This window comes from Streptodolium elevatio (assembly GCF_053592165.1).
Genome location: NZ_JBSFVE010000028.1, coordinates 41294 through 55051 on the forward strand (window position 1 = coordinate 41294; position 13758 = coordinate 55051).

Genomic DNA, 13758 nt, shown 5'->3' on the forward strand with positions numbered 1-13758 from the left:
GGGCTCACCACGGCCCAGTGACTCCACCAGCGGTCGGCGTCGGGCCCGACACCGGTCGGGCCCTCGGCACCGCGACGGCCGCGCATGGCATGCTCGCCACCATGTCCGCCAACCCCGTCAGCCCCGTCTTCGTCGGCCGTACGACAGAACTCGACGCCCTCGATGAAGCCCTCCGCACCGCGGATTCCGGCACCCCGGCCGTCGTCCTGGTCGCGGGCGAGGCCGGCGTGGGCAAGACCCGCCTGCTGGAGGAGTTCCTCACCCGCGCCACCGCCTCCGGCGCCGTGACGGCGGTCGGCGGCTGCATCGAACTCGGCGCCGAAGCCCTGCCCTTCGCGCCCGTCGCGGCCGCGCTGCGGATGCTCGACACGGCACTGGACGGGTCCCTCGCCCGGGCCGCGGCGGGCCGTGAGAGCGACTTCGCCCGCCTGGCACCGGGACTCCTCCGGCAGACCGGCCCCGGCACCGCCGCCGCCCCAGCCTCCGTTCCGGCTCCCACCCTCGAGCCGGCGCCACCCGCGCCGCTGATACCGCCGGGCGCCGGCCCGTCCGCCGCAGCGACGGGCCACGGAACGACGGGCCACGGAACGACGGGCCACGGAACGACAGGCCACGGAACGACAGGCCACGGACCGGCCGCCGCACTCGTACCGCGCGTGCCCGGCAGCACGCCCGGCATGCCCCCGGCCGACCCCGACGGCGGGGCCGCGGACCGCGTACGCCTCTACGACCTCACCCTCCACCTGCTCGACACCCTCGGCGCCGACCGCACCCTCGTGATCGCCGTCGAGGACCTGCACTGGGCCGACTCCGCCACGCGCGAGCTGCTGGCCTACTGGGTCCGCATGATGCGCCGCGCCCGCGTGCTGCTGGTGGCCACGTACCGCGCCGACGCCGTCGACCGCCGCCACCCGCTGCGCCCGGTGCTCGCCGAACTCGACCGAGTGCGCGCCGTACGCCGCCTCGACCTCGCCCGGCTCACCCGCGACCAGGTCGCCGCGCAGCTGCGCGGCATCCTCGGCGACGCGCCCGCGCACGAGACGGTCGAGCAGATCTTCGCGCGTTCCGAGGGGAACGCCTTCTTCGTCGAGGAACTGGCCGACAGCGTCCGCGACGGACGCCTCACCCGGCTCTCCGACTCGCTGCGCGACCTCCTCCTCATCCGCATCGAACAACTCCCCGAACCCGCCCAGCAGGTCGTCCGCCTCACCGCCGTCGGCGGCCCCACCGTCCCGCACCGGCTCCTCGCCGAGGTCGCCGCCGCCCACGCCCGGCTCGACGCGGACGCCCTCGACACGGCCCTGCGCGCGGCGGTCGGCGCGTACGTCCTCGCGCCCGCACGCGACGGAGACGGCTACACCTTCCGCCACGCCCTCGTCCGCGAAGCCGCCCTCGACGACCTACTCCCGGGTGAACGGATGCGCAGCCACGCCGCGTTCGCCCGCGCCCTGGAGGAACACCCCGGCCTGGTCCCGGCCGACGAGGCGATCGGCGGCATCGCCGTCCACTGGTGGGCGGCCGAGAACCCCGCCCGCGCGCTGCCCGCGCTCCTCACCGCCGCCCGGCACGCGGGGGAGCGCTACGCGTTCGGCGAGCAACTGCGCCTCCTCGACGGCGCCCAGCACATGTGGGAGCGCCTGCCCGACCCCGAGGCGCACACCGGCGCCGCACTGGTCGACATCCTCGAGGACGCCGCCACCGCCGCCCGCTACCACAACGCGCCCGACCGCGGCCTCGCCCTGCTGCGCCAGGCCATCGGACTCGTCGACGCGGACGAGGACCCGCGCCGCGCCGCGCGCCTGTGGCTGGCCCGCGGAATGCTCCTGCGCAACACCGCGCGCGCCTCCGGCCTCCCCGAACTCCGCAAGGCGGAAGCGCTCCTGGCCCAGCTGCCGCCGACAGTCGACCACGCGAGCGTCAGCATCCAGATCGCTCGGGCGCAGATGCTCGACGACCAGGCGCCGGAGGCCGTCCGCGCGGCCCGCGAGGCTTTGGAGGTGGTGCGCGCGCTCGGCGACGCGGCGGCCGAGGCCGACGTCTCCAAGACGCTCGCGTGGTTCCTGCTCAGCGTCGGCGACGTCGAGGAGGCCGAGAAGATGGGCCGGGAGGCGGCCGCCATCGCGGAACGCGTCGGCCGCCCCGACACCCTCGTGCACGTGCTGGCCAACCACGCCTCGCTGCTGGAAGGCCTCGGCCGCCACGAGGAGTCCGTGGCCACCGCCCGACGGGCGCTCGCCCTCGCGCAGGAGACCGGGCAGCGGCACATGATGGTGTTCACCTCCGGCAACCTCGCCGAGAGCCTGCTGTCGCTGGGGGAGTGGGACGCCGCCACGCAGGTCGCCGCGGACGCCTTCGCGCTGAGCCCGGGGCCGCGGGCCTCCGCCCACCTGGAACGCGTGCTGGCGGAACTGGCCGGCTACCGGGGGGACCACGAGGCGGCGGTGCGGCACCGTACGCGCGGGCACACGACGGCGACCGAGACGTACCTCGAACCGCAGGGCGTCATTCCGCACCGCGCCCTCGAGATCGCCGCGGCCCGCGACGCGGGGGACCTGGCGGCGGCACGGGCCTTGGCCGCGGCGCAGATGGCCGAGGGCATCGTCTCCGGCCACCAGCGGTACGGATGGCCGCTGCTGGTGCAGGCGGCGCGGGCGGAAATGGTATTGGCACCGACCGCAGGACTCGGGCCCGCGGACGCGGAGGACTCGGCGGCGGCAGACCCGAGGGCCGCCGCAGCGGCTGCCGCAGCGGCGGCCACGGCCGCGCTGCGCGCGTGTGCCGCGACGCTGGCCCGGGACTGCGACCTGGACCGCGCGTACGCGGCCACGGTCACCGCGCTGCTCGACACCGCTGAGGGGCGCGATGACGCCGTCGAGCGTTGGATCGAGGCCGATGCGGCGTGGTCGCGCACCGGCAAGCCGTACGACCAGGCACGCGCGAAGGTGGACCTGGCCGCCGTCCTTGCCGCGGCGGGCCGCCGTACCGAAGCCCGGGACACCCTGTCGGCCGCACACGCCACGGCGTCCCGCCTGGGTGCGCACCCGCTGCGCGCGGAGGCCGAACTGCTGGCGCGCCGCCTCGGCCTGACACTGGCTCAGGGCGGCACCGGCAGCCGCGAGGACATCGGCGGCGGCCCGGGCGCGGCCGGCGGGGACCGGGACGCCGCCGCGGCCGCCGGCCTGCTCACCCCGCGCGAACGCGAGGTGCTGCTGCGGCTCGCCCAGGGGTACAGCAACCGGCGGATCGCGGAGGAGTTGTTCATCAGTGTGAAGACGGCGAGCGTCCACGTGTCCAACATCCTCGGCAAGCTCGAGGTCGCCAACCGCGGCGAGGCGGCGGCGCTCGCGCACCGCCTCGGGCTGCTCGACGACGTCGGCTGACGCGGCTTCGTCCGCTTCGTCGGCTTGCGCGGCCCCCTCGGCTTGCGCGGCCCCTCGGCTTACGCGGTCCCGTCGGCTGACACGGCTCGGTCGGTTGACGCGGTCGCGTCGGTGCCGTCAGGCCTCAGGCCGTCACCGCGCGAACGGTCCGCCGCCTGACGCTCCGCCCGCTTCGCCTCCTCCGCTCTTCGGTGCGTTCTCCGACGCGTTCACCGAAGCGTTCTCCGACTACCGACAACTGGAAGGACCGACGCGCCTGTGTCCACGGCATCCTCAGGCACACCGTCCGTGCCGTTCGTCTGCGTGCACAACGCGGGCCGCTCCCAGATGGCCGCCGGTTTCCTGCGCCACTTCGGCGGCGACCGCGTCGACGTACGCTCCGCCGGGTCCGTTCCGGGCGACCGCATCAACCCGGTGGCCGTCCAGGCGATGAGGGAGGCGGGCATCGACATCGCCGGGCAACAGCCCACGATGCTCACGCCCGAGACCGTGCGGGAGTCCGACGTCGTGATCACCATGGGGTGCGGGGACGCCTGCCCGGTCTTCCCGGGCAAGCGCTACCTCGACTGGCAGTTGGACGACCCCGCGGGCCAGGGCATCGACGCGGTGCGACGCATCCGAGACGAGATCGAGGGCCGCGTCCGAGCGCTGCTGGCGGAGTTGCCGCCGCCGAAGCGCGAGGGCTGAGCCGCCCCCCGAGGGCGCCGGGGCGAGGGTGTACAGCTACGGGACCAGGACCAGGCGCCCGCGGACGGCTCCCCGGGCCAGGCGACCGTACGCGACCTCGGCGTCGGACAACGCGAACGTGTCGGCAACGCGCAGCGTCAGACCGCCCGTTGCGGCGGCCGCGAGCTGCGACAGTTGGGCGAGGCGTTCCCCGTCGGCGGCGATCCACGTGCGGCTCGTACGGATGCCCCGCAGCGGGATCGCGGACGCGGGCCCGAGCGTCGTGTACGCCCCGTGGTTGCGCACCGCCCCCAACACCTCCGCGCCGCCCAGGACCGCGGCGTCGAGGGCACCGTCGACGCCACCGGGGACGAGCGCGCGTACCGCCGCGCCCAGGCGCTCCACATCGCGCGGTACGAACCACTCGGCGCCGAAGCCGCGTACCAGCGCCTCGTCCGCCGCAGCCGCGACAGCGGCCACCCGCAGGCCGCGCCGGACGGCCAGCTCGACCGCGAACCCGCCCACACCCCCGGCCGCGCCCGTGACCAGAACGCTCTGACCGGGCGTCAGCGCGAGATTGTCGAGCGCCTGTTCGGCGGTCAGCGCGTTGAGGGGGATGGTCGCCGCCGCGACCGGGTCGACACCGAGCGGGGCCGGGGCGATCTGGTGCGTGTCGAGCACGACGTACTCGGCGTGCGTGCCGCTCACCGCGTCGAGCAGGTCCGCAAGGCCGATGACCTCGTCCCCGACGGAATACGCCGCCACGCCCGCGCCCAGCGCGTCGACGCGCCCGGCGACGTCCCAGCCGAGACCCACCGAATCGCGAGCCGGATGCAGCCCGCCGGCCGCGAGCACGCCGTTCGCGGTCGCCAGGTCCACCGGATTGACCGCCGCGGCCCGGACCGCGACGCGGACCTGGCCCGGACCGGGCACGGGCAGGGGGAGTTCGACGACAGCGAGGGTGTGGGTGCCCTCGCCGGAAGCCGACGTACGCGGGGACTGCGAGACAAGCGCGCGCATGGCGGAGCTCCTGAAGGTCGCGGGGCCTGCGGACAACGCAGGCCGGGGGGAGTGTGGAGACGTACTGCGCGGACGCAGTGCGGGAAGCGGCCGGAGGGCCGCGGCACCAACTTGCCCGGGGGTACTCTCCGGAAGGAAGTACGTACCTGGAAGTGCGTACCGGAGACGGAGGTGCCCAGGTGGCGACCATGACGGCGGCCGAGCGGCGCGAGCGCGGACGCGAGGCATACGACGCGTACCTCGCCGAATGCCCCTCACGACACGTACTGGACCGCATCGGCGACAAGTGGGTCTCGCTGCTCCTGGTCGCCCTCGCCGACGGCCCCCGCCGCTACGCGGAACTCGGCCGGGCCGTGGCCGGGGTCAGCCAGAAGATGCTGACCCAGACCCTCCGCGGACTCGAACGCGACGGCCTGGTCTCGCGCACCGTCACGCCGTCCGTCCCCGCGCGCGTGGACTACGCCCTGACACCGGTCGGCCGGAGCCTGGTCGACCTGATCGGGGTGATCAAGGTGTGGGCCGAGGGCAACATCGCCTCCATCGAAGCCGCGCGCACCGAGTACGACGCCCGCGAGCAGCCGCCGTCGTGACCCCGGCGGCACGAGCATCGGGTTCCGCACGAGAGCTGCTGCGCTCGCTCCCGCGACGACCTGACACGCCGCCGTACGCCGCCGCAGGCCGCTGCGTAGGCTCGTCCCATGACCGACGCGACATGGGAAGACGTACGCGCACGCGTGCGGGCACTCGCGGAACGCCCCCTCGACGACCGGGCGTTCGACAACGGCGTGTTCGGCGCGCTCGGCCACCGGTTCCGCCTCGACGACCCGCTGACCCCCGAAGGCCTCGCCGACCTCGAGGCCCGGACCGGGGTGTCACTGCCCGAGGAGTACCGCGGCTTCCTGCTCTACGTGGGAGCCGGGGGTGCGGGCCCCGCCTACGGCGTCTTCCCCGTACGGTGCGAGCACGGAACGTGGCGGTGGGTCGGCGACGGGGCCGACCTGGCCGACCTGGCCCGGCTCGCCGAACCCTTTCCCCGCCGGGGCCCCGACACCGAGCGACTCGAAGCCCTCCTCGCCGAACGCCCGGACGAGGAAGAACTCGACGACGACGGCGACGACTTCGACGCCGCGCTCGAGGAGTGGAGCGACCGATGGGAAGCCCTGATGTGGTCGGCCGACCGCACCGTCGGCGCGATCCCCATCTGCCACCTCGGCTGCGCCACCCGCCAATGGCTGGTCCTCACCGGGCCGGAACGCGGCCGCATCTGGGCCGACGACCGCGTCGACGAGGTGGACCTCGAACCGCTGCTCGACGCAGCCGGCGAACCGGTGACCTTCGCCCGGTGGTACCTCGGCTGGCTCGAGGCGGCGGAGCGCGAACCGTCCCTGACGTAGCCGCCCGACCAGGACGCCTGTTCAGGGCCCGCGCGCCCGGAAGCGCCGTCCTGACGCCTGCTCCCGCTCCGACTCCAACGTCAGCCGGAGCAGGCGCCGCGCTGGTCTTCCTGCCACTCGCACACCGGGCACAGCGTCACGCCGCGTTGCGCGGCCGGGTATTCGGTCGGCTTGCCGCAGTACACGCAGTCGGCGAGTCCCGCAGTCGTCCCCGCGTCGGCGGCGGGAGGCAGTGGCCGCGCGGCCGACGCACCGCAGTACGGGGCGCCGACAGCCGGGTCGGCGGCTGCGGGGGAGTGTGCGGCGTCCATGGCCACGACTGTACCGGCGCGCCCCGGTTGCAGGCCGCCGCGGCCGGGGAACGCCGGAACGCCGAACCTGAAGGCGTGTCAGCCGTGCGCGATCGGAAGGCCCTGCGTTCCGATCAAGGCGCGAGAGCCCAAGGGGGCATCCAGGGTTACCGACGCGGTGCGCCCGGCCCCGATCGCCGTGCACGCCACGCCCGCGGCCGACTCGTGCGGATGACGTACGACCGCGAGAGCTACCACGCCGACGCGCTGCACCGACTCGACCGTGTAGTCCTCACCGCACGGCCCGGGCTGGTCCGGGGCACCCGTGAAGCCGAGTGTGATCGTGCGGCCGTCGGGCGACACCGATGCCCTGCTGCCGGGGCCGTCGATCTGCGGACCGCTGGGGCCGGCGTCCGGGTTCAGGCGGGGCGGCTGCGGGTCGCCGAGCAGCGCCGCGGCGCGGCCGCGTACTGCCGTGCCCTCGAACGTCATCTCCCACATCGGCACGGTGGCCGGCCCGTCGCTGGTGACGACCGTGCCGGTGGTCAGGGTGATGCCGGTGACCGGGATGCGCGGGAACGGCTGCGTACCGCACGTGGATTCCATCGCCGGGGGGACGCTGCGGCCGAAGGACTGCCGCGGGGCGACGAACGGCCGGTTGAAGACCGTTCCGTCGGCGCGGCGGACCTCGCCTTCGGCGGGATGCGGAGGCACCGTCGCGGTCGGACGGATCTCGAAGCACGCGTTACCGAACGAGGCCTTGTACACCTCGTTGTGCCGCTCCCACGTGCCCACCTGCTCCACGGCGCCGGACACCAGCACGAACGCCGGCCCGGCCGGCCGCTTCGTCTGCGCCTGCTCCCACGCGTCGGCCGCCCGGGTGACCGCCTCGCGCGCCACGCGGGGGAAGTCCTCGGGCCTCAGAGGCTCCCCGGGCGGCGGCAAGGGTATGCCCGGTGACGCGGGGGGCTCAATGGCGCGGGCGGGGCCTCCGTGGTTGAGCTGCGTTGTGAAGTGGTTCATTGGGTGGACGAAGAGCCGTTTCCCGGTTGGGTGGAGGCGCAGTTCACGGACGCGGCGGGACGTCGCTGGTCGCTGTTCGACAAGCCCCCGATTGTCGCGGCAGCGAGAGATCTCGGCCCGGATTCGTCCTACCGGTCGAGGCCACCGTCACAAGCGTGGTCCGCGAAGGTCACGACTCGCCGGCGAACGACACGGTGACCATCTCCACCTCGCCGCACGGAGCCGCGACACCGGACAGGCACGACGAGTTCACGGTGCGGCGGGACCAGCTCATCCGCTGAGCGCATGGTTGTGGAGCGGCGCGAAACGGCTCGATCAACGTCGGATCACTCGCTGAGATCACCCCACCCACACCATGACCAACGCGACGGCGAATCCCCAGTTATGGACAACCTTCAGGTGGTGAGGACGACTTTGCCCTCGACTTGGCGGGACTCGAGTGCGGCGTGGGCTTCGGCTGCTTTGGACAGCGGGAAGCGGGTCATCAGCGGGACCCAGCGGCCGGAGGCCGCTTCCTCCAGAGCGCGTGCGGTCAGCTCGTCGCGGCCGCCGGCGGGGAGGGACTGGGGGCCGAGTGCCCAGGTCGCGGTGAGTTGGCGGGCGACGAGGTCCTGCGTGGTGATCGCGGTCGGTTCGCCGGAGGCCCATCCGTACAGGAGGAAGCGGCCGCCTGGTTCCAGGAGTTCGAGTGCCTGGCGGCCCAGGGTGCCGCCGACGCCGTCGAGGACGACGGTGACGCCGCGGCCGGCCAGGGCGGCGCGTACGCGGGCAGGCCAGTCGGGGTGCCGATAGTCCGCCGCGACGTCGGCTCCGAGGGCGCGTACGCGGTCGGTCTTGGCGGTGCCGCCTGCGGCCCCCACCACGGTGGCGCCGGCGTGCCGGGCGGCTTGGACGAGCAGGCTGCCCAGGCCTCCGGCGGCGGACATGACGAGCACGGTGTCGTCGGGCGTCAGTGCGGCGACGTGCAGGACGCCTTGCGCGGTGGCGCCACTGGTGACGACCGCGACGGCGGTGGCGGCGTCGAGTCCCTCGGGGAGCGGGCGGACTCCTTCGAGCTGTGCCACGGCCATTTCGGCGTAGCCGCCCGCGGCGTGGAGCTGGGCGACCACGCGGCGGCCCAGCCAGTGTTCGTCGACGCCGGGCCCGAGCGCGCCCACCACACCGGCGACTTCGCCGCCGGGCGTCATGGGTACCGCCGGCGGCTGGTGCGGCCCGACGGCGGTGCCGCCGCGCAGCCGTGCCTCGATCAGGTGGACTCCGGCGGCTTCGACGTGGACGAGTACCTGGCCGGCGGCCGGGACCGGGTCGGGGACTTCCTCGTACGTCAGGTTCTCGGCCGGGCCGTGGGCGTGGAGGCGTATTGCGTGCATGCGCCGACTCTGACACGGGTCGGTCGGGGGTGCGGAGGCGGTCCCGGTGCGGCGGGGGCCGGCCTGTGCCGTCGGGCGGGAGTGGTGTGCGGCGGCGGTGGTCAGTGGGGGAGGGGGACGGTCACCCAGATGGTTTTGCCCCCCAGGTCGGGGTCGGGTTCGATGCCGGCGGTCCCGCCGCATTCGTCGACGAGGTACTTGACGATGTGCAGGCCGCGGCCGCTGTCGTCGTCGACGGTTTCGAGGAGGGCTTTGGGGCGGAAGGGGTGGCGGTCGTGGACGCCGATCTGGATGCAGCCGGTGTCGGTCAGGTGCAGGATCACGTCGATCTGCGGGGAGAGCATGCCGGCGTGCTTGACCGCGTTGGTGACGAGTTCGGACACGACGAGGCGGAGTGTGTCGGCGCGTTCGTGGTGCGGGGGCAAGCCCCATCCGGTGGCGACGTCGATGACGGCGTGGCGTGCCTGGGGGACGGCGGCGTTGTGCGGCGGGATCTGGAACCGGCAGGCGGGGGTGGCGTCGCGCAGGGCGGTCATGCCGCGGCCTCCGGGGTGTGGGCCGCGCGCGGGTGCGCCGGTGCGGTCTGTGTGGTGCGGGTCCTGCGGCGCAGGGGGCGCATGCTGTGACTGCGGGTGTTGCGGGTGTTGCTGCGCATGCGGTGCGTTGCGTGACTCATGGTGCCCCCGGGGGCGGATGCGGCTGTTCGGAGCAGCGTACCGACCCTTTCGCGACTATGAGTGTCGAATCCGTCACTCCGTGTTGGTATCCGGGGTCTTGCGGGATCTCGTACGGGGCGCGCGGGTGCGTCGGACGCGGACCGGCGCGCACTCGGTGGGGAGTGCGCGCCGGTGGGTCGGGCCGGTGGGGGTGGGGGCGTCGGCGGCGGGTGCGCCGCAGGTGGGCTGTTGGCGGTGATGCGAGTGGGGCGGATGGGGTCTGGGTCGGCGGGGGCCGCCGGCGAGTGCGGGCGGGTCAGCCGCGGGTGAGGTCGGGGGTGTGGACGTCGGCGCCGTCGAGGTGCGGGCGTACGAGGACCTTCACGTGGTCGTCGGGTCGTCCGAGCGTGTCGATCGCGGCGGCGACGCCTCCGAAGCCGACCTCGCCGGTGACGAGCGAGGCGGCGTCGACGGTGCCCTCCGCAATCCGCCGGAGGGTCGCGGGGTACTGCTCGGGCGGGTAGGTGAGGCACATCTTGACCGTGAGGTCCTTGTAGATGCCGACGACGGGTCGGAAGGAGTCCATGGTCATGCAGACGCCGATGAGCATGACGGTGGCGCCGCGCGGGACCTTGTAGAGGACGTCGTTGAACATGCCGGCCTTGCCGGAGCATTCGAAGACGGTGAGGGGCTGGCCGGCCTCGGAGACTTCGCGCCAGACGGCGAACGGGTCCTGTTCAGCGGGGTCGACGACGACGTGGGCGCCGAAGGCGCGGGCGAGTTCGCGGCGGCGCGGGGACGGTTCGGAGACGATGACGGGGGCGACACCGCGTTCGACGAGGCCGCCGACGGCGCCGAGTCCGATGGGGCCGGAGCCGATGACGATGGCGCCGCCGCCCTTCTCGGCGCCCGAGCGGGCGACGTTGCCGAAGCCGACGGCGAGGGGTTCGGTGAGCGCGGCTACGGGTGCGGGGACGTGGTCGGGGACCTTCACAAGGGCGGCGGCCTGCATGACCATGCGTTCGCCGAAGCCGCCGGGGAACTGGTTGGAGTAGCCGATGGTGCGCAGTGTGCCGCCGCCGTCGAGGGCCCAGGGGAGTCCGACGACGACCTGGCCTTCGGCGAAGCCTTCGACGCCGGGGCCGGGGCGCACGACGCGGGCGGACAGTTCGTGGCCCATGACGAGGTCGGCGTCGGGGTCGAAGATGAACGACGGGGTGTCGGAGTCGATGGAGGCCTGGAGGAACTCGGCGGTGTGCTTATAGGCGGACAGGTCGGAGCCGCAGATGCCGCACGCGGCGGTTTCGACGAGGACCTGGCCGGGGCCGGGGGTGGGCTCGGGGACGTCGTCGACGGTGAAGTGCCCGCCGCGCAGGACCGCTGCTCGCATGGTGGTCGCCTCTTCTTGTGTCGGGGACTTCTTGGGTCGGGGTCTTCTGATGCCGCGAAGTGCGGATGCCCGGGGGTTCGCGGGCGGGGGTGTTCGCGGGTGCCCGGTGTGTTCGGGGTCTCGGGTGTGTTCGGGCGCCGGGTGCTCAGGCCAGGTGCTCAGGCCGGGTCGGTGCCGTCGCGGTGCTGGGTGAACGCGGCTTCGACGGCCTGGCGGAGTGCGCCGATGAACTTGCCGCTGTTCTGGTTGGCCCAGGCCATGGACGCCTGGCGGGGGCGGTTCGCGCCGGTGAAGTGCGGGATGACGTACTCGGCGAAGAGTTCGTAGCTGCGGCGCTTGGCGGCGGGGTCGGCTATGGGCAGGTCGAGGAGCAGCAGGGTGCCGAAGCCGCCGGACTTCTCGGCCATGGCCTCGATGCGGGCGATGGCGTCGGCGGGGCTGCCGATCATCGCGACGCCGAAGGTGGGGAAGCCGTCGGTGGTCCACTGGCGCACGGCGTCGGCGGCGGTGGCGCCCCAGGGCATGGTCATGCCGGTGAGGCCCTCGATGTAGCGGACGAGGTGGAGTACGCCGTACTCGGCCTGGCGGCGGGCCTCTTCCTCGGTGTCGGCGAGGTGCATGGGGACGACCAGGCGCCAGGTGTCGCGGTCGGCGGTGTGGCCGTTTTCGGCGCAGGTCTTGGCGTAGATGTCCCAGTTGCCGGAGAGGGCCTCGAAGCCGTTGGGGTCGGAGGCGGCGAGGGAGAGGAGCGAGAGGCCGTGCGTGCCGGCCTGGACGGAGCCGGACGGGGAGACGGTGGAGGCGCAGGCGACCTCGATGCCGCCGCGCTGGTAGGGGGCGAGGTGGAGACGGGCTTCGTCGAGCGTGAACCAGTCGGTGGTGCGGGTGACGATTTCGCCGCGGAGGAGGGCGACGACGGCTTCGAGTGCCTCGGCCATCATGCCGCGCTGCTTCATGGGGTCGATGCCCATCATGAAGGCGTCGGAGGCGAGTTGGCCGGGGCCGGCGCCGAACATGACGCGGCCCTGGGACTGGTGGTCGAGCTGCACGATGCGGTCGGCGAGGACGAGGGGGTGGTGGTAGGGCAGGGAGTTGACGCCGGTGCCGAGGCGGATGCGGCGGGTGCGTTCGGCGGCGGCGGCGATGAAGACCTCGGGGGAGGCGACGGTCTCGTATCCGGCGCTGTGGTGTTCGCCGATCCAGGCCTCCTCGAAGCCGAGGTCGTCGAGGCGGGCGACGAGGTCGAGGTCGCGGCGTATCTGGAGGGTGGGGTTGCCGTCGATGCCGTGGTAGGGGGCGATGAACGCGCCGAAGCGGGTGGGGCCGACGGGTGCGGCGGGGTCGGCCGGGGTGGTGGCGCCGGTCGGGGCGGCGGAGGGCGCGGTGGTGCGGGCGGCGGCGTCGGTCATGGGGCTGCCTCTCGGGCGATGTCGTTGGACGCAAAATTATGATGACAGTTCTTATGTCCTATCGTTGAGGACGTGCGAGGTCAAGAGCACCGGCCTTGTTGCTGACAAGGCGACGTCGATCCGAGATCATCAACGGGCCCGCCCCCCGTCCCCCGAGGTCCCCGAAGCAAGGAGCGGACATGACCACCGCACCGCGCACCCGTCGTCGCAGCGACGGCAGCCCGAGCGCCCGCACCCTTCTGCTGACCGTGCTCGGCGAGTACGTCGGGTACGCGGGCGCCGACCGCGTCTGGTCGGCCGCGGTGGTCGACGCGCTGCGGGCCTGCGGGGTGGAGGAGACCGCGGCGCGGCGCGCGATCACGCGGCTGACGCACGAGGGTTGGCTGACCACGGAGCCTGCGGGCCGGTTCACGCGGCTGGTGATGACGCCGCGGCTGGTCCGCCTGCTGGCGAGCTGGACCGCGCGGCTGCGGCGGGCGATGGAGGAGACGCCGTGGGACGGGACCTGGCAGCAGTTGCTGATGCGCGTACCGGCCACCGCGCGGACCGAACGGGCAGCGGTGGAGGAGCAGTTGGCCTTTCAGGGCTTCGGCACGCTGGGCCAGGGCGTGTGGATCGCGGCTGACGCTGGCGGGATCGGTGCGTTGCGTGAGCTCGTCGAAGAGCTGGGGTTGGGCGCGCATGCGATGTGGCTGACGTGCCGTGCGGAGTCGGTGCCGGGCGGCGGCGCGGGGTCCGCGGCGGACCGGGCGCTCGCGGCGCAGGCGTGGGACCTGGACGCGGTGCGTCCGCTGCACGCCGACTTCCTGGCCCGCTACGGCGGGGCGCGGGCTGAGGGCGACGAGGAGGCGTTCGTGCTGCGGACGCGGTTGGTGCACGCGTGGCGGCTGACGTTCGACAAGGACCCGCGGCTGCCCGGCGTACTGCTGCCGCCGGACTGGCTGGGCCATGAGGCGGCGGAGTTGTTCGTGCGTACGTGGCTGGACTGCCACGAGGCGGCGGACCGCTGGTGGGCTCGGCTGGACCGGGATCCGCGGCCGACGGCGGCGCAACGGACGGCCTGAGCGGGTGCCCTGAGCGGCGATTTCGGTCCGCGGGCGCGACGGGGGTGTGGCCCCCCGGTCGGGGCGACGGCGGCGCGGGTCGCCGCTCGGGCCCGG

At 73.9% G+C, this 13758-nt stretch carries 12 protein-coding genes; 5 read left to right on the forward strand and 7 right to left on the reverse strand.

Features of this window, described 5'->3' with window-relative positions; all coding sequences use genetic code 11:
• Positions 1-101: 101 nt before the first annotated feature.
• Both ACWD12_RS35365 and ACWD12_RS35370 read left to right on the forward strand, forming a co-directional pair.
• Positions 102-3380, forward strand: coding sequence for a helix-turn-helix transcriptional regulator (locus ACWD12_RS35365; protein WP_450103029.1), 3279 nt, complete (start codon positions 102-104; stop codon positions 3378-3380).
• Between the two features lie 258 nt (positions 3381-3638).
• A complete protein-coding gene (locus tag ACWD12_RS35370; protein ID WP_450103030.1) occupies positions 3639-4067 on the forward strand; it encodes an arsenate reductase ArsC in 429 nt (142 codons plus the stop codon).
• 36 nt (positions 4068-4103) lie between these two features.
• Here ACWD12_RS35370 and ACWD12_RS35375 read toward each other — a convergent pair whose 3' ends face one another.
• Positions 4104-5066, reverse strand: a complete 963-nt coding sequence (locus ACWD12_RS35375) for an alcohol dehydrogenase catalytic domain-containing protein (protein WP_450103031.1) — start codon at positions 5064-5066, stop codon at positions 4104-4106.
• Between the two features lie 179 nt (positions 5067-5245).
• Here ACWD12_RS35375 and ACWD12_RS35380 point away from each other — a divergent pair, with 179 nt between their 5' ends.
• The gene (locus ACWD12_RS35380; protein ID WP_450103032.1) at positions 5246-5656 is read left to right on the forward strand and encodes a winged helix-turn-helix transcriptional regulator; all 411 of its coding nucleotides are present in this window, start codon (positions 5246-5248) and stop codon (positions 5654-5656) included.
• 108 nt (positions 5657-5764) lie between these two features.
• On the forward strand, positions 5765-6460 hold the full coding sequence (locus tag ACWD12_RS35385; RefSeq protein WP_450103033.1) for an SMI1/KNR4 family protein: 696 nt from the start codon (positions 5765-5767) through the stop codon (positions 6458-6460).
• Between the two features lie 80 nt (positions 6461-6540).
• On the opposite strand, the gene ACWD12_RS35390 is transcribed toward ACWD12_RS35385, so the two are convergent.
• The 6 genes from ACWD12_RS35390 to ACWD12_RS35415 all read right to left on the reverse strand — a co-directional run bounded on the left by ACWD12_RS35390 (position 6541) and on the right by ACWD12_RS35415 (position 12598).
• A complete protein-coding gene (locus tag ACWD12_RS35390) occupies positions 6541-6771 on the reverse strand; it encodes a hypothetical protein (protein WP_450103034.1) in 231 nt (76 codons plus the stop codon).
• A gap of 78 nt (positions 6772-6849) precedes the next feature.
• Complete coding sequence (locus tag ACWD12_RS35395; protein ID WP_450103035.1) at positions 6850-7650, reverse strand: hypothetical protein; 801 nt, start codon at positions 7648-7650, stop codon at positions 6850-6852.
• Between the two features lie 518 nt (positions 7651-8168).
• The gene (locus ACWD12_RS35400; RefSeq protein ID WP_450103036.1) at positions 8169-9143 is read right to left on the reverse strand and encodes a zinc-binding dehydrogenase; all 975 of its coding nucleotides are present in this window, start codon (positions 9141-9143) and stop codon (positions 8169-8171) included.
• A gap of 101 nt (positions 9144-9244) precedes the next feature.
• Positions 9245-9679, reverse strand: a complete 435-nt coding sequence (locus ACWD12_RS35405; RefSeq protein WP_450103037.1) for an ATP-binding protein — start codon at positions 9677-9679, stop codon at positions 9245-9247.
• A 436-nt stretch (positions 9680-10115) separates the two neighbouring features.
• On the reverse strand, positions 10116-11189 hold the full coding sequence (locus ACWD12_RS35410) for a zinc-binding dehydrogenase (RefSeq protein ID WP_450103038.1): 1074 nt from the start codon (positions 11187-11189) through the stop codon (positions 10116-10118).
• A gap of 158 nt (positions 11190-11347) precedes the next feature.
• Positions 11348-12598, reverse strand: coding sequence for an LLM class flavin-dependent oxidoreductase (locus ACWD12_RS35415; RefSeq protein ID WP_450103039.1), 1251 nt, complete (start codon positions 12596-12598; stop codon positions 11348-11350).
• Positions 12599-12777: 179 nt separating this feature from the next.
• Between ACWD12_RS35415 and ACWD12_RS35420 the strand changes: the two genes are divergently transcribed.
• Positions 12778-13662, forward strand: coding sequence for a PaaX family transcriptional regulator (locus ACWD12_RS35420; protein ID WP_450103040.1), 885 nt, complete (start codon positions 12778-12780; stop codon positions 13660-13662).
• The last annotated feature ends 96 nt before the right edge of the window (positions 13663-13758 follow it).